The sequence below is a fragment of the Pseudomonas sp. URMO17WK12:I12 genome (genome assembly GCF_000514395.1).
In the GTDB taxonomy this organism is placed as follows: Bacteria; Pseudomonadota; Gammaproteobacteria; order Pseudomonadales; family Pseudomonadaceae; genus Aquipseudomonas; species Aquipseudomonas mucoides.
On sequence record NZ_KI911392.1, the window covers coordinates 312,697 to 329,872 of the forward strand.

The window sequence follows — 17,176 nt, forward strand, 5'->3', positions numbered from 1 at the left end:
AAATTAAACCTGGTTCAGACGTTCGGCGATAAAAGTGATCAGCTGGCGAGCAATCTTGCTCTTGCTGGTCTGGGCGAAAAGTGTGGCGTGTAGCTCGCGGTCGATCACGCTGCAGGCGTTTTCTTCGCTGTTGAAGCCAATGCTCGGGTTGGCGACATCGTTGGCAACGATCAAATCGAGGTTCTTGTCTTTCAACTTGCGCGCAGCGTAGTCGAGCAGGTGTTCGGTTTCAGCGGCGAAACCGACACTGAACGGACGGTCAGGGCGTGTGGCGATGGTGGCCAGGATGTCCGGGTTACGCACCATCTGTAGCAACAAGCCGTCGCCGTTCGTAGGGTCTTTCTTGAGTTTCTGTGGGGCGACGACTTCCGGGCGGTAGTCCGCGACCGCTGCCGAGGCGATGAACAGGTCGCAAGGGATCGCAGCTTCGCAGGCGGCGAGCATGTCGCGGGCACTGACCACGTCGATGCGCGTCACGCGATCCGGTGTTGGCAGGTGCACCGGACCGGTGATCAGGGTCACGCGGGCGCCGGCCTCTACCGCGGCTTCGGCCAGGGCAAAGCCCATTTTCCCGGAGCTGTGGTTGGTGATGTAGCGCACCGGATCGATGTTTTCCTGGGTCGGGCCGGCGGTGATCAGCACGTGTTTGCCGGTCAACGCTTTGCGCTGGAAGCAGTCCGCCGCGCATTGGGCGAGTTCGACGGCTTCGAGCATGCGCCCCAGGCCGACGTCGCCACAGGCCTGGCTGCCGGAGGCCGGGCCGAAGGCCTTGATGTCGCGGCTTTCGAGGGTTTGCAGGTTGGCCTGGGTTGCCGGGTCGCGCCACATGGCCTGGTTCATCGCCGGAGCAACGGCCACCACGGCGTCAGTGGCCAGCACCAACGTGGTCAGCAGATCGTCGGCAATGCCTTGGGCCAGGCGGGCGATCAGGTCCGCGGTGGCAGGGGCGATCAGCACCATGTCGGCCCATTTGGCCAGCTCGATGTGGCCCATGGCAGCTTCAGCCGCCGGGTCCAGCAGGTCGAGGTGGACGGGGTGGCCGGACAAGGCCTGCATGGTCAGCGGGGTGATGAACTCGCTGCCGCCACGGGTCATGACCACGCGCACTTCGGCGCCCTGGTCGATCAGGCGGCGAACCAGGTCAGCGCTCTTGTAGGCAGCAATGCCGCCGCCGACGCCCAGAACGATGCGTTTCCGATACAGCCGCTGCATAGGTCTGCCTTTCATTTCGTTGATGACAGCATGGCGAGACCCCCTCCCCAGGGATGAAATCGCCAGCAAAAAAGATGGGCTACGATATCACAGCGACCGCTATGGAACAGCGGCGCCCACATACAGGGAAGGTGCTATGAGTATTCGTGATTGGCCGGCGGCGGAGCGGCCGCGGGAGAAGCTGTTGGAGCATGGCTCGGCGAAACTGTCGGACGCCGAGTTGCTGGCGATTTTTCTACGAACCGGTGTATCCGGTAAAAGCGCAGTGGATCTGGCGCGACACCTGTTGAGTCAATTTGGCAGCCTGCGCAGACTGCTGGAAGCGGATTTGCGCACCTTCAGTGGGGAGCTCGGACTCGGCCCAGCAAAGTACGCGCAGTTGCAGGCCGTGCTGGAAATGGGGCGCAGGCATCTGGCCGAGCGGTTGCGTCACACCTCGGTACTTGAGAATCCGCTGGCCGTGCGTGAGTACCTCAAGTCGATGTTGCGTCATGAGCCACATGAGGTGTTTGGCTGTCTGTTTCTGGATTCCAAACACCGAGTACTGGCGTTCGAAGCGCTGTTTCGCGGCTCAATCGACAATACCAGCGTCTATCCACGGCAAGTGGTCAAACGGGCTCTGGCGCACAATGCCGCGGCTCTGATCCTGTGCCACAACCATCCGTCGGGCAATCCTGATCCGAGTCAGGCTGATCGGTTGCTGACCAAACGCCTGCAAGAGGCGCTGGAGCTGGTTGATGTGCGGGTGCTCGACCATTTCATCATCGGCGACGGCGATCCGCTGTCGATGGCTGAGTATGGGTGGATGTGAGCGAGGGATTCGACGCTAAGTGAGTCCCTGTGGGAGCAGGCTTGCCCGCGATGACGTCGGCACATTCAACATAGTTGTCGCCTGAAAGTCCGCTATCGCGGGCAAGCTCGCTCCCACAGGTTTTGTGTGGGTGCTTATGGCTTGAGGACTACCTTCGAATAGTCCTGACGACCGAACGGGCTGACCGAGTAACCCCCCACCTCTTTGCGCGTCAACGCGAAAGCCGTCGGGTGAGCCAGTGGCAGCCACAACGCCTGCTGCTGGATCTGCGCCTGCGCCTGTTCATAGAGCTTGGTGCGCACACCTTGCTCGCCGGTGGTCTTGCCGGCGCTGATGAGCTTGTCCAGGTCCTGATTGCAATAACGGGCGAAGTTGGTGCCGGACTTGACCGCTGCGCAGGAAAACTGCGGCGTGAGGAAGTTGTCCGGATCACCGTTGTCGCCGGCCCAGCCCATAAACAGAAGGTCATGCTCGCCGGCCTTGGCGCGACGGATCAGTTCGCCCCATTCGATCACCCGGATTTCGGCTTGAATGCCGATTTCCGCGAGGTCGGATTGAAGCAACTGCGCGCCAAGGCTTGGGTTGGGGTTCAGCAAACTGCCGGAAGGACGGGTCCAGATGGTGGTCTGGAAACCGTCTTTCAGCCCGGCCTTGACCATCAAGGCCTTGGCTTTCGCTACGTCGTGCGGGTAGCCCGGCAGGCCTTTGGCGTAACTCCAGGTATTCGGTGGGTACGGGCCATTGGCTGGCTCGGCGGTGTCCTCGAACACCGCTTTGATGTAATTGGCCTTGTCGAACGCAAGGTTGATCGCCTGGCGCACTTCCGGTTTGTCCAGCGGTGGATGCTGGCTGTTGATGCCCACAAATGCGGTCATGAAGGCGTCAGTCTTTTCCACTTTCAATGTCGGCTCTTTCAGCGCGGCCTGTACGTCCAGTGGCTTGGGCGACAGGGCGATCTGGCATTCATTACGACGCAATTTCTGCAGTCGCACGTTGGCATCCGGTGTGATCGCGAAGATCAGCGGGTCCACTGAAGGCTTGCCGCCAAAGTAGTCCGGGTTGGCCTTGTAGCGAATCGAGGCGTCTTTCTGGAAGCGAGTGAACACGAACGGGCCGGTGCCGATGGGCTGGCTGTTGAGCTTCTCTGCAGCGCCGGCCTTCATCAGCTTGTCGGCGTACTCGGCGGAATAGATCGAGGCGAAGCCCATGCTCAGAGTGGCCAGGAACGTCGAGTCCGGGTGATCGAGGGTGAAACGCACGGTCAACGGGTCCAGCGCGTCGATCTTCTTGATCAGCGTGGGCAATTGCATCGATTGCGCGTGCGGGAAACCGCTCTGGGCGACCTTGTGCCACGGGTTGGCCGGATCGAGCATGCGCTCGAAGCTAAAAATCACGTCTTCGGCGGTCAGGTCGCGCGTCGGGCTGAAGTAGTCGGTGCGGTGGAATTTCACCTGCGGATGCAGTTTGAACACGTACGTCAGGCCGTCGGGCGTGACTTCCCAGCTGTCCGCCAGGCTGGCGACCACTTTGCCGCTGGCCGTGTCGAAGTCCACCAGGCGGTTCATCAGCACGTCGGCCGAGGCGTTGGTGGTGGTCAGCGAGTTGTATTGCACCACGTCGAACCCTTCGGGGCTGGCCTCGGTGCAGACGCTAAGCGCCGCGGCATGGGCCAGTGGGCTCAGCAGGAGAGGGGCGAGCAACAGGGGTAGGGCAGCGAGGCGCATGGTCGGATTCCTTTACAGATCGAAGGCCCATCTGCAAGTGCAGTCTGGAAAAGGCTTACCCTAGTGGGCTCTTTTGCAAATGACTATCCCCTTTTTCATTTTAAGGGGAGTATGTGCGATTGTTTTCAGTGCGCACCGGCTGAGAAGAACCCTGGGTTGGCCGGTTGGCCGATTCTCTGCGACGAGCGGTCTTTCGCAACGATAGCCTTTATCCAAGGCGCTTGTGGCCCGAAAAACCGGGTTTTTATTTAGTCTGTGCACACGGAATGTTGTTGCTCTTCAGTCTTTCTGGTATAAAGCAGCGCTCTTTTCTAGGGGCCCGGTTCCTTCACTGTAGGTGTAGCCGGTAAGACCTCTAAAGAAACGCGGCGCCTGGCGCCAAATGACTGAGAGATTAAGCGGCCAACCCATGCCGGGTTGGGCATGTGGTTTTAGAGGGCTGAGGCATGTCGAGAGTATGTCAAGTTACCGGTAAGGGTCCGGTGACTGGGAATAACATTTCCCACGCAAACAACAAAACCCGTCGTCGTTTCCTGCCGAACCTGCAGCATCACCGCTTCTGGGTTGAAGAAGAGAAACGTTTCGTGCGTCTGCGCGTATCTGCCAAAGGCATGCGTATTATCGACAAGCGTGGCATCACTGTCGTGCTGGCCGAAATCCGCAAAGCCGGCAAGATCTAAGGGAGCTAATCATGCGTGAATTGATTCGTTTGATTTCGAGCGCCGGTACTGGTCACTTCTACACTACCGACAAGAACAAGCGTACTACCCCGGACAAAATCGAGATCAAGAAATTTGATCCGGTTGTTCGCAAGCACGTGATCTACAAAGAAGGCAAAATCAAGTAATTGATTTTTCTCTCTTGCGAAAAAGGCCCGTATCGCGAGATGCGGGCCTTTTTTGTTGCCTCAGGAAAGCCTCAAGCCTTCTGCTCAAATGCCACATAAATCTTGCGGCACGGCTCCAGTACTTCCCAGGTGCCACGGAAGCCGGCAGGAATCACGAAGCGGTCACCCGCGCGCAGGGTTTTGCTGTTGCCATCGTTGTCGCGCAGCACCGAAACCCCTTGAACGATTTCGCAGTACTCGTGTTCGGTGAAGTTCACCGTCCATTGCCCGACTTCGCCTTCCCAAACACCAGCATTCAACTGCCCGCACGGGCTGTTGTAATGGTTGTACACCGCTTGCTCGGGATCGCCCTTGAGGACTTTCGCCGGGTCCGGCCGATAGCGCTCGGGCGCGGTCGTGGCCTGGCTGAAGTCGACGACATCCTGGATATTCATTGTTGTAATTTCCCGTGATTGCCTGAAAAGTCCAAAGTCTATGTTTATTAAAATGAACATCGCAAGGCCGTTTGCCGGCCTTATGTCAAATATATTGAAACATGAGGGGTGGCTGGTTTAGGGTGGCAGTTGCCTTGGGCCGAAAAAGCAGGCTGGCCGGGCAGAATTCCTGACAGCGCCCGCGAAGACCGCGCAGCGTTCGTATTCAATAAGAGGAGGACACTCGAATGACCACCCTGACTCGTGCCGACTGGGAACAACGCGCTCGCGATCTGAAGATCGAAGGCCGCGCCTACATCAATGGCGAATACACCGACGCTGTCTCCGCCGAGACCTTCGAGTGCATCAGCCCGGTCGATGGCCGTCTGCTGGGCAAGATCGCCAGCTGTGACGCCGCCGACGCCCAGCGCGCTGTTGAAAACGCTCGCGCCATCTTCAATTCCGGCGTCTGGTCGCGCCTGGCGCCCGCCAAACGCAAAGCCACCATGATCCGTTTCGCCGGCCTGTTGAAGCAGAATGCTGAAGAGCTGGCGCTGCTTGAAACCCTGGACATGGGCAAGCCAATCAGCGATTCCCTATACATCGACGTTCCCGGCGCGGCGCAAGCCCTGAGCTGGAGCGGCGAAGCCATCGACAAGATCTACGACGAAGTCGCAGCCACCCCGCACGATCAGCTGGGTCTGGTGACGCGCGAGCCGGTCGGTGTCGTGGGGGCCATCGTGCCGTGGAACTTCCCGCTGATGATGGCCTGCTGGAAACTCGGCCCGGCACTGTCCACCGGTAACTCGGTGATCCTCAAGCCGTCGGAAAAATCGCCGCTGACCGCCATTCGCATCGCGGCACTGGCCGTTGAAGCCGGTATCCCTAAAGGCGTGTTGAACGTGCTGCCGGGTTACGGTCACACCGTCGGCAAGGCCCTGGCCCTGCACAACGATGTCGACACGCTGGTGTTCACCGGTTCGACCAAAATCGCCAAGCAACTGCTGATCTACTCGGGCGAGTCGAACATGAAACGCGTCTGGCTCGAAGCCGGCGGCAAGAGCCCGAACATCGTATTTGCCGATGCACCGAACCTGCAGGAAGCGGCCGAAGCCGCTGCCGGCGCCATCGCCTTCAACCAGGGCGAAGTCTGCACCGCCGGTTCGCGCCTGCTGGTGGAGCGTTCGATCAAGGATGCATTCCTGCCGCTGGTGATCGAGGCCCTGAAAACCTGGAAGCCAGGCAACCCGCTGGACCCGGCGACCAACGTCGGCGCGCTGGTCGATACCCAGCAGATGAACACCGTACTGTCCTACATTGAGTCCGGTCATGCCGACGGCGCCAAACTGGTGGCCGGGGGCAAGCGCACGCTTCAGGAGACGGGTGGCACTTACGTTGAGCCAACGATTTTCGACGGTGTGAGCAACGCGATGAAAATCGCTCAGGAAGAAATCTTTGGCCCCGTCTTGTCGGTCATCGCTTTCGACACCGCCGAAGAAGCCGTTGCGATTGCCAACGACACGCCATACGGCCTCGCCGCTGCGGTGTGGACCAAGGACATCTCCAAGGCTCACCTGACCGCCCGTGCGCTGCGTGCCGGTAGCGTCTGGGTCAACCAGTACGACGGTGGCGACATGACTGCACCGTTCGGTGGCTTCAAGCAGTCGGGTAATGGCCGCGACAAGTCGCTGCACGCGTTCGACAAGTACACCGAGCTGAAGGCGACCTGGATCAAGTTGTAATCAGTAACGGGCCCCGATACCGGGGCCCGGCACAACGAAGATCCCCTGTGGGAGCGAGCTTGCTCGCGATAGCGGTCTGACAGTCGACGTCATTGTTGAATGTGAAACCGCTATCGCGAGCAAGCTCGCTCCCACAGTGTTTTGTGTTGTACATAAAAATATCCACAGGAGCGTGGAACATGCGTTGGGCGACTTATTTCGCCGTGTTGGCGTCTGTCTTGAGTGTCGGCCTGGCCTTGGGCGTCAGCATGCCGCTGGTGTCGTTTCGCCTGGAAAGCTGGGGCTATGGCTCGTTCGCCATCGGTGTGATGGCGGCAATGCCGGCCATTGGCGTGTTGCTGGGGGCGAAGATCTCCAGCCACCTGGCCGCGCGTCTGGGCACGGCGAATCTGATGCGTCTGTGCCTGTGGGCCGGGGCGTTGTCCATCGGCTTGCTGGCCCTGATGCCGAGCTACCCGATCTGGCTGCTGTTGCGCCTGATGATCGGGGTGATCCTGACGCTGGTGTTTATCCTCGGTGAAAGCTGGATCAACCAGCTCGTGGTCGAACAGTGGCGCGGGCGGCTGGTGGCGCTGTATGGCTGCAGCTATGCCCTGAGCCAACTTGCTGGCCCGGTGCTATTGGGCGTTCTGGGCACCGAACATGATTACGGTTTTTGGGTCGGTGTCGGCTTGCTGACGACAGCACCGTTCCTGTTGTTGGGTCGCAGCGGCGCGCCCAGCAGTGAAGCGAGCAGCGTGACCTTCAGCGACTTGCTGGCTTTCTGCCGTGGCCTGCCGGCGATTGCCTGGGCGGTGTCGCTGTTCGCCGCCTTCGAAGCGATGATCCTGACCTTGTTGCCGGTGTATTGCCTGCGCCAGGGTTTCACCACGGAAATCGCCCTGGCGATGGTCAGTACCGTGGTGGTCGGTGATGCGTTGCTGCAATTGCCGATTGGTGCGCTGGCGGATCGTCTGTCGCGGCGCACGCTGTTTACGGGCTGCGCGGTGGTGTTGCTGCTGTCGAGCCTGGCGATTCCGCTGCTGATCGACACGCTGCTGATCTGGCCGTTGTGGGTGCTGTTTGGTGCCAGTGCAGGCGGTTTGTTTACCTTGTCACTGATCCTGATCGGCGAGCGTTATCGCGACGATGCGCTGGTGCGCGCCAATGCGCATATCGCGCAGCTGTGGGGGATTGGTTGCCTGGTCGGGCCGTTGGCCGCTGGGGCGGGTAGCCAGTGGATCAGCGGGCATGCGTTGCCGTTGCTGATGGCAGCCGGTGCGTTTGGGTTGGTGATTCTGCTGATGCGCCAGGGTGCGTTTGGCACGGTGGCCGAACCCGCCTGACACCGTCCCCTGTAGGAGTGAGCCTGCTCGCGATAGCGATGTGTCATTAGGCATCTGTGTTGGCTGGCGTGACGCCATCGCGAGCAGGCTCACTCCTACAGATTTTTATCGCTTGTCAGAGCATCCGTTCGAGGCCGACCGTGGTACTCATCCACGCATTGAACCGTCGCCACCAGCTCCCCGGTTCCTTGGTCAGGGTGTGCAGTTTGCCGTCGTCTTCAGTGACCCAAACCACCTTGCCATCCTGCAGTTTCGCCTCATAGCTCAATGGTGGCTCCATACCCTGCATTGCCAGGTCGCGCACATGCGCGGCCAGTTCGGGGCTGTCCACCAGCACCCCGACTTCGGTGTTCCACAGCACCGAGCGCGGATCGAAATTGAACGAGCCGACGAAGGATTTCTGCTGATCGAAGATCATCGCCTTGCTGTGCAGGCTGGAGTCGGAGCCTTGGTAAGCGGGGCGTCCAAAGAAGTGTGGTCCACTGCCGCCGCTTCCTCCTTCACCCGGTTGACGCCGTAGTTCGAATAACTTCACGCCGTGTTCCAGCAACGCCTTGCGATAGGGCGCATAGCCGCCATGCACGGCCGGCACGTCCGTGGCTTCCAGCGAATTGGTCAGCAAACTCACCGAGACCCCGGCATCGGCGCGACCGGTCAGGTACACCAGTCCAGGCTGGCCGGGCACGAAGTAAGCCGAGATCATGATCAGCTCTTTGCTGACGCCGTTCAGTTCGGGCGCCAATTGTGTCGTCAGCAACAAATGCGGGTCCGGCTCTCCGTCGGCCAGCACCTTGCTCGGGGCATCCCACAGCGCCTGGTTCCAGGCCCAGATCAGCTCACGACGCCAGATGTCCAGGCGCGGATGCGTCTTGAACGTCATCAGTTGTTGGTACAGCGCATGGTTCTCTTTGCGCGTGTCATCCAGCGATTCCTCGAGGCGGGTCCGGGTGTTTTTCAGGTCCTTGGCCGTGGGTTTGCTGGACAGGAATTGTTCGATCGGCTTGCTCAGCGCGCTGTTCCAGTACTGATCAAAACTGTGCCCCAGTTGTTCGGCCACCGGGCCGACGCCGAGCATGTCGATGTCAGTGAAATTCAGGTTGGGCTCGGCATCGAAATACTCGTCGCCCAGATTGCGCCCACCCACGATGGCCATGCTGTTGTCCGCCAGCCACAACTTGTTGTGCATGCGCCGGTGTTGCTGCGACAGGTTGAACAAGCGGCCCATGGTTCGTGTCACGCCGGTGCTGCGACCCAGGTGCAACGGGTTGAAGACGCGGATCTGAATGTTCGGGTGCGCGGCGAGGGTGGCGATGATCTGGTCCAGGCCGTCGCTGGTGGTGTCGTCTAGCAGCACCCTGACGCGTACGCCGCGATCTGCCGCTTTGAGCAACTCCTCGACGAGCATCCGCGTGCTGATGCCGTCATGCACGATGTAGTACTGCAAATCGAGGCTGCTTTGCGCGTTGCGGATCAGCTCGGCGCGAGCGGTGAAGGCTTCGGTACTGTCGGACAGCAGGCGAAAGCCCGACTGGCCCTGATGCGGCGCAGCCTGCGCCTGGACCGAACGGCCGAACGCCGAGTCTCTGGCGGGCAGCGCCTGACTGGCCTGACGCTGAACGTCAACGCTGGCGCAGCCGCTGAGGAACGAGGCGAAGAGCAGAACAGCGAGCAGGTTTTGTCTGACTCTCACGTAGGATCGTTCCGATTGGCGGCAGGTGTCGGCATATGGACGCTGGTTTCCCGAGAAAAGTCAGTCAGTGATGCTGTCAGTTTCGGCTAACAGTTTGATAGCCAGGGCACCGACCTTGCGCACCGCCTCTTCAATCTGCGGTGTTGGCTTGGCAGCGTAGTTCATGCGCAGGCAGTTGCGGTACTTGCCTGACGCAGAAAAGATGCTGCCCACGGCAATCTGTACGCCTTGATCGTGCAACGCACGATTCAGTTTCAGGGTGTCGAAGCTTTCCGGCAGCTCGACCCACAGCATGAAGCTGCCTTGCGGGCGACTGGCGCGGGTGCCGACCGGGAAGTAGCGCGTGACCCAATCGATCATCACGTCGCGATTGCGTTGATACTGCGTGCGCATCCGCCGCAAATGCGGCTCGAAGTGCCCGGCCTTGAGAAACTCGGCGATCGCAATCTGCGGTTGTGGCGCGGTGGAGCCGGTGCTGATGTATTTCATGTGCAGCACCCGCTCCAGATACCGGCCGGGCGCGACCCAGCCGATGCGTAATCCGGGTGCCAACGTCTTGGAAAACGAACTGCACAGCAGCACGCGACCGTCCTCGTCGAAGGATTTGATCGTGCGCGGTCGCGGGTAGGTGTAGGCCAGTTCGCCATACACATCGTCCTCGATAATCGCCACGTCAAAACGCTGTGCGAGCGTCAACAACGCGCGCTTTCGCGACTCGGGCATGATGTAGCCCAGCGGGTTGTTGCAGTTGGGGGTCAACTGTATGACTTTGATCGGCCACTGTTCCAAGGCCAGTTCCAGCGCGTCGAGGCTGATGCCGGTGATCGGGTCGGTGGGAATTTCCAGCGCTTTCATGCCCAGCCCCTTGAGGGTTTGCATGGCGCCGTGAAAGCTCGGCGAGTCCACGGCCACAATGTCCCCCGGCTCGCAGATCGCCCGGATGCTGGTGGACAGCGCTTCGTGGCACCCGGTCGTGACCACCAGATCGCTGGCGCTCAACTGGCACCCGGAGTCGAGCATCAGGCGTGCGATCTGTTCGCGCAGTTCGAGGGTGCCGTGGATGTTGTCGTAATACAGGCCGGGCATGTCCTGCCGACGGCTGATACGCGCGAGGTTGCGCAGCAGCGGTTTCATGGTCGGCGTGGTGATGTCCGGCATGCCGCGACCCAGTTGCACCACGTCCTTGCGCGGCACCGCGCGAATCAGCTCCAGCACCTGATCCCACTGCGAAATATCCACCGGCCGCTGGGCCGGACGCCCGATGGCCGGCAGCTCCGGCAGTTCGCGACCCACGGGTACGAAATAGCCCGACTTGGGTTTTGGCGTCGCCAGGCCACTGTCTTCCAACACGCGATAGGCCTGCTGCACCGTGCTCAGGCTGACCCCGTGTTCAACACTCAGCGCCCGCACCGAGGGCAGCCGGTCACCGGGGCGATAGAAGCCCTGTTCGATACGCGTGCCGAGCAACTCGGCGAGGTTGACGTAAAGGGTCATGGTGCAGTCTCGGTGTGGGTGATTCGGTAAACCAATACAGATCTGGCAAGAAAAGAGGATTCAGACGCTGGGACGCCAAATCTGTATGGAATTAATACTTATCTGTTGAATCTGTAATGCTTTTCGTCGCCCACGCATCATGAAAGCTCTGGCTACCCAAGTAAACAGGAGCAATCAAAATGAACGGCTTGAGCGATGTGCGGCTGACGTTACACAGTCAGGAACTGGTGAGAGGGCAGGAACACGGTACACGTGAGGCGCTGATGCGCAACGCACCGTCCGGCCTGGGTCGCTGGGGTCTGTTCTGGCATCGTCTGCACACGCGCAAGGCGTTGCTGGCGCTGACGCCGGAGCAGCTCAGGGATGTGGGGCTGACGCGGGAACAGGCGCGGGAGGAGGGGCTCAAGCCTTTCTGGCGGATCTGATTTTTGTGGTTTTCTCCCGGCCCAATCGCGAGCAGGCTCACTCCTACAGTTGATCTGTGTTGTTCACAAATCCCCTGTAGGAGTGAGCCTGCTCGCGATGGCGCCGGAACAGACACCAAAAACCTGTCAGGCCAACTCTTTAAGCCGATGCCACAACATCCCCAACGCCAACAACGGCGAGCGCAAATGTTTCCCGCCCGGAAAGGTGATATGCGGCACCTTGGCAAACAGATCAAACCCACCACTGTGCTGCCCGCTGATCGCTTCAGCCAACAACTTGCCGGCCAAATGCGTGGCATTCACTCCATGACCGGAATAGGCCTGGGCGTAATACACATTCGGCTGGTCTTTAAGCCGGCCAATCTGCGGCAGGCGGTTGGCGCCGATGCCGATCATTCCGCCCCATTGATAGTCGATCTTCACCGTGCCCAGTTGCGGGAAGACTTCCAGCATCTTCGGTCGCATGTACGTGGCGATGTCTTTCGGATCGCGGCCTGAATAATGGCAGGCACCCCCAAACAGCAAGCGCCGGTCGGCAGAGAGCCGGTAGTAATCCAGTGCCACGCGCTGATCACAGACCGCCATGTTCTGCGGCAGCAGTGAATGGGCCAGTTCTTCGCTCAACGGCTCGGTGGCGATGATGTAGCTGCCGGCGGGCAGCACCTTGCCGCTGAGTTCGGGGTTGAGCTGATTGAGGTAGGCGTTGCAGCCCAGCACCAGCGTCTTGGCGCGGACCGAGCCGTGGGCTGTGTGGACCTTGATCTCGGGACCATAATCGATGCAAGTGACCGCCGATTGTTCAAACAGTACCGCCCCCATTTCCTCGGCCGCCGCCGCTTCGCCCAGTGCCAGGTTCAGCGGATGCAGGTGCCCCGAGCCCATGTCGATCAAACCGCCGACGTAACGATCGGAGCCCACCACCGAGTGCATTTCATTGGCCTGCAGCAGGCGGGTTTCGTAGCGATAACCGAGGCTGCGCAGCTCTTCGGCATCCTCGGCGAAGCCTTCGAGGTCGCGGGGTTTGTTGGCCAGGTCGCAGTAACCCCACGTCAGGTCGCAGGGGATCTGAAAACGCGCGACGCGCTGGCGGACGATTTCCACCGCCTCCAGGCCCATGAGCTTCATCTGGCGTACGCCGTCGGTGCCGATCACGTTGGCGAATTGATCAAGGCCATGACCGACGCCGCGAATCAATTGTCCGCCGTTGCGCCCGCTGGCGCCCCAGCCGATTTTGTGGGCCTCGAGCAGGATGACGCTCAAGCCTCGTTCCGCCAGTTCCAGAGCAGTGTTCAGCCCGGAAAACCCGCCACCGACCACGCACACATCCGCCACCAGATCCCCCCTGAGCGCCGGATAATCGGGTCGCGGCAGGCTGCTGGCGGCGTAATAAGAGGCAATGTGCTGGTGACCTGGAGCGGATGGCTGAGCACCGGCATTCATGGGCGTGTTCCCGATTCTGGCGTCTGGAAAAGTTGACGGAGCATAAGCCGGACCTTCTGGCACGGGCAACATTGGTCGGCTGCTGCTGTATGGATCGGCGCCTTTGCTGCAGAATCGCGCTCTATTCCGCTTTTGGTCACCGCTTCAATGAGCTGCAACAGTCAGAAAATCCGAACGCTTCGCCAACAGATTCCCTCGTTCGAGTGCGTGCCCGGCTGCCATGACTGCTGTGGGCCGGTGACCACCTCGCCGGAAGAAATGTCCCGCCTGCCGCGCAAGACCCGCGCCGAGCAGGACGCGGCGATGGATGAGCTCAATTGCGTGCACCTGGGGCCGAACGGTTGCACGGTGTATGACGAGCGTCCGCTGATTTGCCGGTTGTTTGGCACCACCAAGACCTTGCCATGCCCGAATGGGCGGGGGCCGGTGGAGCTGATTCATCCTCGGGTGGAGAAGCAGATTCATGAGTACATGGCGTCTACCCGGCAAGTGCTTGTTTGAATCCATTCAGGTAGACCGAGTTGCCTCAATCGCGGGTTGGCCACCGAATATCTCAATCCGGAATCGGCAAACTCAAGCTCTCCTTCACCTCTTCCATCACGATATAGCTCTTGGACTCGCGCACATGCGGCAGCTTGAGCAGGATGTCCCCCAGCAGCTTGCGGTACGAGGCCATCTCGGAGATCCGTGCCTTCACCAGGTAGTCGAAATCCCCTGACACCAAGTGGCATTCCAGCACATGGGGCAGTTTCAGCACCGCGCGTCGGAACTCTTCGAAGGTATCCCCGGATTTGTAGTCCAGGCTGATCTCGACGAACACCAGCAGACTACCCTTCAAATGCTGCGGATTGAGCCGGGCGTTGTAGCCCATGATGATCCCTTCGCGCTCCAGGCGCCGCACCCGCTCAGTGCACGGCGTGGTAGAGAGCCCGACCTTTTCCCCCAGCTCCGTGAACGAGATGCGTCCGTCCGCTTGCAGGATCCGCAGAATGTTGCGGTCGATCTTGTCCAGCTCTCGTTTGGTCTGAGTGTTGGTACGCATAGGGGATGCGCCTCCGTGAAAAGGGTTTTTGCCGAGAATTGTCGCCAAATATAGCTGCTTATATAGTGAAAAACACTGGCAAATCTTTTTTACACTGCGCACATCACTGCTTGAATACAACACACGTCAGCGGTCAGCCGCGATGAGGGATATGAAAATGCGCGTTATGGTCTTGGGTAGCGGCGTCATCGGTACCGCCAGTGCTTACTATCTGGCTCGTGCCGGGTTTGAAGTGGTGGTGGTGGACCGTCAGCCGGCCGCTGCCATGGAGACCAGTTTCGCCAACGCAGGTCAGGTCTCGCCGGGCTATGCCTCGCCGTGGGCCGCGCCGGGCGTGCCGCTCAAAGCCATCAAGTGGCTGTTGCAGCGCCACGCACCGCTGGCGATCAAGGCCACGGCCGATATCGACCAATACTTGTGGATGGCGCAGATGCTGCGCAACTGCACCGCCAGCCGTTACGCGGTGAACAAGGAGCGCATGGTCCGCCTGTCCGAGTACAGCCGTGACTGCCTCGACGAATTGCGCGCCGAAACCGGCATCGCGTACGAAGGCCGCAGCCTCGGTACGACCCAACTGTTCCGCACCCAGGCTCAACTCGACGGCGCCGCGAAAGACATCGCCGTGCTGAAAGAGTCCGGCGTTCCGTTCGAACTGCTCGACCGCGCCGGCATTGCCCGCGTCGAGCCAGCGCTGGCCAGCGTCACCAACATCCTCGCCGGTGCCCTGCGCCTGCCGAACGACCAGACGGGCGACTGCCAGATTTTCACCACCCGCCTGGCCGAAATGGCCGTGAAATTGGGGGTGGAATTCCGTTTCGGCCAGGACATTCAGAAACTCGACTACGCCGGTGATCGCATCAACGGCGTGTGGATCGACGGCAAGCTGGAAACCGCTGACCGCTACGTGCTGGCACTCGGCAGCTACTCGCCGCAATTGCTCAAGCCGCTGGGGATCAAGGCGCCGGTATACCCGCTCAAGGGTTACTCGCTGACCGTACCGATCACCAACCCGGCAATGGCCCCGACCTCGACCATTCTCGACGAGACCTACAAGGTTGCGATCACCCGTTTCGACAACCGCATCCGCGTCGGCGGCATGGCGGAGATCGCCGGTTTTGACCTGTCGCTGAACCCGCGTCGGCGCGAAACCCTGGAGATGATCGTCAACGACCTTTATCCTCAGGGCGGCGATCTGGCCCAGGCGAGTTTCTGGACCGGTCTGCGTCCGACTACTCCGGACGGCACGCCGATCGTGGGCGCGACCCCATTCAAGAACCTGTTCCTGAACACCGGTCACGGCACACTCGGCTGGACCATGGCCTGTGGCTCCGGCCGCTTGCTGGCTGACCTGATGGCCAAGAAGACGCCGCAGATCAGCGCCGAAGGCCTCGATATTTCCCGTTATGGCAGCAAACCCCAGGAGTCCGCAAAGCATGGCAATCCAGCGCCAGCTCACCAATGAACGCATGAGTCAGATCGTCAGCCACAATGGCACCGTGTATCTGGCGGGGCAGGTCGGCGATGACTTCAACGCCGGGATTGAACAGCAGACCCGCGATGTCCTCGGCAATATCGAGCGTTTGCTGGATCTGGCCGGGACTGACAAGCAGCATCTGCTGTCGGCGACGATCTACCTGAACGACATCGAGGCGCACTTTGCCGGGATGAACTCGGTGTGGGACCAGTGGCTGCCCAAAGGCGCCGCACCGGCCCGTGCCACCGTCGAAGCGAAGATGGCCAAGCCGAGCATCCTGGTTGAGATCTCCATCGTCGCCGCGTTGCCCTAACCGTTTCAAAAATCCCTCTGCCGGTGCTGTTGGCGGTTTACGCCGCCAGCCAGCGCCGGTTTTTTTATTCCCATGACCGCCTAGAAGTCTGCCGCCATGCGTCCAGCCCGTGCCCTGATCGACCTTCAAGCCCTGCGTCACAACTTCCGAATCGCCCGCGAAATTACCGGGGCCAAAGCCCTCGCGGTGATCAAGGCCGATGCCTATGGCCATGGCGCGGTGCGTTGTGCCCAGGCGCTGGAAGCCGAGGCTGACGGTTTTGCTGTGGCCTGCATCGAAGAAGCGTTGGAGTTGCGCGCGGCGGGTATTCGGGCGCCGGTGTTGCTGCTGGAAGGGTTCTTCGAAGCCGATGAGTTGGCGCTGATCGTCGAGCATGATTTCTGGTGCGTGGTGCATTCGTTGTGGCAACTCGAAGCCATCGAGAAAGCCACGCTGAGCAAACCGATCACTGTCTGGCTCAAGCTCGATTCGGGCATGCACCGCGTGGGTCTGCATCCAAAGGATTATCAGGCGGCCTATCAACGGCTGCTGGCCAGCGGCAAGGTCGCGAAAGTGGTGCTGATGAGCCACTTCGCCCGGGCCGATGAGCTGCACGAACAGGCCAGCGCCGAGCAGGTCGCGGTATTTGAAGCCGCGCGCAAAGGTTTGTCGGCGGAAGTCAGCTTGCGCAACTCGCCGGCCGTGTTGGGCTGGCCGCAGATCCCAAGCGATTGGGTTCGCCCCGGTATCATGATGTACGGCGCGACGCCGTTCGAAGAAGCCAACACCGTGGCGGCCCGCCTGCAACCGGTGATGACCCTCGAATCCAAAGTGATTTGCGTGCGTGAACTGCCGGCTGGCGAGCCGATCGGTTACGGCGCCAAATTCATTACACCCAAGCCGATGCGTGTAGGCGTGGTCGCCATGGGCTATGCCGACGGTTACCCGCGTCATGCACCGACCGGCACGCCGGTCATGGTGGCCGGGCAACGCAGCCAGTTGATCGGCCGGGTGTCGATGGACATGCTCTGCATCGACCTGACCGATGTGCCGCAAGCCGGCCTCGGTTCGACCGTCGAGTTGTGGGGCAAAAACATCCTCGCCAGCGATGTGGCAGCGGCGGCGGACACGATTCCTTATCAGATCTTCTGCAACCTGCGTCGGGTGCCACTGCTCTATTCCGAGGGCTGACACCTCGCGGGCCGCACCGAAAATCGCCTCGCCCCACAGGATTCAGGTCCAAGT

General features: G+C 60.6%; 17 protein-coding genes. 10 read left to right on the forward strand and 7 right to left on the reverse strand.

All coding sequences use genetic code 11. From position 1 onward, the window contains the following. Positions 1 to 3: 3 nt before the first annotated feature. Positions 4 to 1,212 (reverse strand): bifunctional phosphopantothenoylcysteine decarboxylase/phosphopantothenate--cysteine ligase CoaBC, encoded by a 1,209-nt coding sequence (gene coaBC, locus D882_RS0128395; protein ID WP_027926355.1) that lies wholly within the window; start codon positions 1,210 to 1,212, stop codon positions 4 to 6. Positions 1,213 to 1,348: 136 nt separating this feature from the next. Between coaBC and radC the strand changes: the two genes are divergently transcribed. Next, positions 1,349 to 2,023, forward strand: a complete 675-nt coding sequence (gene radC, locus D882_RS0128400; protein WP_027926356.1) for a DNA repair protein RadC — start codon at positions 1,349 to 1,351, stop codon at positions 2,021 to 2,023. Between the two features lie 134 nt (positions 2,024 to 2,157). Here the strand turns inward: radC and D882_RS0128405 are convergent, their stop codons facing one another. Next, a complete protein-coding gene (locus D882_RS0128405) occupies positions 2,158 to 3,747 on the reverse strand; it encodes an ABC transporter substrate-binding protein (RefSeq protein ID WP_027926357.1) in 1,590 nt (529 codons plus the stop codon). Positions 3,748 to 4,193: 446 nt separating this feature from the next. On the opposite strand from D882_RS0128405, the gene rpmB reads away from it, so the two are divergent. Both rpmB and rpmG read left to right on the forward strand, forming a co-directional pair. Beyond that, entirely contained in the window at positions 4,194 to 4,427 is a 234-nt protein-coding gene (gene rpmB / locus D882_RS0128410) for a 50S ribosomal protein L28 (RefSeq protein WP_007894701.1), read from the forward strand. A gap of 11 nt (positions 4,428 to 4,438) precedes the next feature. Next, positions 4,439 to 4,594: a 50S ribosomal protein L33 gene (gene rpmG, locus D882_RS0128415; protein WP_007894709.1), complete on the forward strand. Its 156-nt coding sequence runs from the start codon at positions 4,439 to 4,441 to the stop codon at positions 4,592 to 4,594. Between the two features lie 71 nt (positions 4,595 to 4,665). On the opposite strand, the gene D882_RS0128420 is transcribed toward rpmG, so the two are convergent. Next, positions 4,666 to 5,028, reverse strand: a complete 363-nt coding sequence (locus tag D882_RS0128420; protein ID WP_027926358.1) for a cupin domain-containing protein — start codon at positions 5,026 to 5,028, stop codon at positions 4,666 to 4,668. 227 nt (positions 5,029 to 5,255) lie between these two features. On the opposite strand from D882_RS0128420, the gene D882_RS0128425 reads away from it, so the two are divergent. Next, on the forward strand, positions 5,256 to 6,749 hold the full coding sequence (locus tag D882_RS0128425; protein ID WP_027926359.1) for an aldehyde dehydrogenase: 1,494 nt from the start codon (positions 5,256 to 5,258) through the stop codon (positions 6,747 to 6,749). A gap of 179 nt (positions 6,750 to 6,928) precedes the next feature. Beyond that, positions 6,929 to 8,074 (forward strand): MFS transporter, encoded by a 1,146-nt coding sequence (locus D882_RS0128430; protein WP_027926360.1) that lies wholly within the window; start codon positions 6,929 to 6,931, stop codon positions 8,072 to 8,074. A 115-nt stretch (positions 8,075 to 8,189) separates the two neighbouring features. Here D882_RS0128430 and D882_RS0128435 read toward each other — a convergent pair whose 3' ends face one another. Together D882_RS0128435 and D882_RS0128440 are read right to left on the reverse strand one after the other, a co-directional pair. Then, a complete protein-coding gene (locus tag D882_RS0128435) occupies positions 8,190 to 9,764 on the reverse strand; it encodes a phospholipase D family protein (RefSeq protein WP_027926361.1) in 1,575 nt (524 codons plus the stop codon). 60 nt (positions 9,765 to 9,824) lie between these two features. Then, positions 9,825 to 11,258: a PLP-dependent aminotransferase family protein gene (locus D882_RS0128440; protein WP_027926362.1), complete on the reverse strand. Its 1,434-nt coding sequence runs from the start codon at positions 11,256 to 11,258 to the stop codon at positions 9,825 to 9,827. Between the two features lie 179 nt (positions 11,259 to 11,437). Between D882_RS0128440 and D882_RS0128445 the strand changes: the two genes are divergently transcribed. Continuing rightward, a complete protein-coding gene (locus D882_RS0128445) occupies positions 11,438 to 11,683 on the forward strand; it encodes a DUF1127 domain-containing protein (protein ID WP_027926363.1) in 246 nt (81 codons plus the stop codon). Positions 11,684 to 11,809: 126 nt separating this feature from the next. Here the strand turns inward: D882_RS0128445 and D882_RS0128450 are convergent, their stop codons facing one another. Beyond that, entirely contained in the window at positions 11,810 to 13,123 is a 1,314-nt protein-coding gene (locus D882_RS0128450) for an FAD-binding oxidoreductase (RefSeq protein WP_027926364.1), read from the reverse strand. A gap of 147 nt (positions 13,124 to 13,270) precedes the next feature. Between D882_RS0128450 and D882_RS0128455 the strand changes: the two genes are divergently transcribed. Beyond that, complete coding sequence (locus D882_RS0128455) at positions 13,271 to 13,624, forward strand: YkgJ family cysteine cluster protein (protein WP_007947437.1); 354 nt, start codon at positions 13,271 to 13,273, stop codon at positions 13,622 to 13,624. Between the two features lie 52 nt (positions 13,625 to 13,676). Here D882_RS0128455 and D882_RS0128460 read toward each other — a convergent pair whose 3' ends face one another. Further along, on the reverse strand, positions 13,677 to 14,165 hold the full coding sequence (locus D882_RS0128460; RefSeq protein WP_003177284.1) for an Lrp/AsnC ligand binding domain-containing protein: 489 nt from the start codon (positions 14,163 to 14,165) through the stop codon (positions 13,677 to 13,679). A gap of 157 nt (positions 14,166 to 14,322) precedes the next feature. Between D882_RS0128460 and dadA the strand changes: the two genes are divergently transcribed. The 3 genes from dadA to alr all read left to right on the forward strand — a co-directional run bounded on the left by dadA (position 14,323) and on the right by alr (position 17,122). Continuing rightward, complete coding sequence (dadA, locus tag D882_RS0128465; protein ID WP_027926365.1) at positions 14,323 to 15,627, forward strand: D-amino acid dehydrogenase; 1,305 nt, start codon at positions 14,323 to 14,325, stop codon at positions 15,625 to 15,627. Next, positions 15,599 to 15,952 carry a RidA family protein gene (locus D882_RS0128470; RefSeq protein ID WP_027926366.1) on the forward strand — a complete coding sequence of 118 codons (354 nt, stop codon included), beginning with the start codon at positions 15,599 to 15,601 and terminating at the stop codon, positions 15,950 to 15,952. The genes dadA and D882_RS0128470 overlap by 29 nt, the downstream gene beginning before the upstream one ends. A 96-nt stretch (positions 15,953 to 16,048) precedes the next feature. After that, the gene (alr, locus tag D882_RS0128475; RefSeq protein ID WP_027926367.1) at positions 16,049 to 17,122 is read left to right on the forward strand and encodes an alanine racemase; all 1,074 of its coding nucleotides are present in this window, start codon (positions 16,049 to 16,051) and stop codon (positions 17,120 to 17,122) included. The last annotated feature ends 54 nt before the right edge of the window (positions 17,123 to 17,176 follow it).

Bases quoted from the DNA above. Each gene is read 5' to 3' on its own strand.
- D882_RS0128425 (WP_027926359.1), top strand. From the start codon at position 5,256: ATGACCACCCTGACTCGTGCCGACTGGGAACAACGCGCTCGCGATCTG.
- radC (WP_027926356.1), top strand. From the start codon at position 1,349: ATGAGTATTCGTGATTGGCCGGCGGCGGAGCGGCCGCGGGAGAAGCTG.
- D882_RS0128440 (WP_027926362.1), bottom strand. From the start codon at position 11,258: ATGACCCTTTACGTCAACCTCGCCGAGTTGCTCGGCACGCGTATCGAA.
- D882_RS0128405 (WP_027926357.1), bottom strand. From the start codon at position 3,747: ATGCGCCTCGCTGCCCTACCCCTGTTGCTCGCCCCTCTCCTGCTGAGC.
- D882_RS0128430 (WP_027926360.1), top strand. From the start codon at position 6,929: ATGCGTTGGGCGACTTATTTCGCCGTGTTGGCGTCTGTCTTGAGTGTC.
- D882_RS0128470 (WP_027926366.1), top strand. From the start codon at position 15,599: ATGGCAATCCAGCGCCAGCTCACCAATGAACGCATGAGTCAGATCGTC.
- coaBC (WP_027926355.1), bottom strand. From the start codon at position 1,212: ATGCAGCGGCTGTATCGGAAACGCATCGTTCTGGGCGTCGGCGGCGGC.
- D882_RS0128450 (WP_027926364.1), bottom strand. From the start codon at position 13,123: ATGAATGCCGGTGCTCAGCCATCCGCTCCAGGTCACCAGCACATTGCC.
- D882_RS0128420 (WP_027926358.1), bottom strand. From the start codon at position 5,028: ATGAATATCCAGGATGTCGTCGACTTCAGCCAGGCCACGACCGCGCCC.
- D882_RS0128460 (WP_003177284.1), bottom strand. From the start codon at position 14,165: ATGCGTACCAACACTCAGACCAAACGAGAGCTGGACAAGATCGACCGC.
- D882_RS0128455 (WP_007947437.1), top strand. From the start codon at position 13,271: ATGAGCTGCAACAGTCAGAAAATCCGAACGCTTCGCCAACAGATTCCC.
- dadA (WP_027926365.1), top strand. From the start codon at position 14,323: ATGCGCGTTATGGTCTTGGGTAGCGGCGTCATCGGTACCGCCAGTGCT.
- alr (WP_027926367.1), top strand. From the start codon at position 16,049: ATGCGTCCAGCCCGTGCCCTGATCGACCTTCAAGCCCTGCGTCACAAC.
- D882_RS0128445 (WP_027926363.1), top strand. From the start codon at position 11,438: ATGAACGGCTTGAGCGATGTGCGGCTGACGTTACACAGTCAGGAACTG.
- rpmB (WP_007894701.1), top strand. From the start codon at position 4,194: ATGTCGAGAGTATGTCAAGTTACCGGTAAGGGTCCGGTGACTGGGAAT.
- rpmG (WP_007894709.1), top strand. From the start codon at position 4,439: ATGCGTGAATTGATTCGTTTGATTTCGAGCGCCGGTACTGGTCACTTC.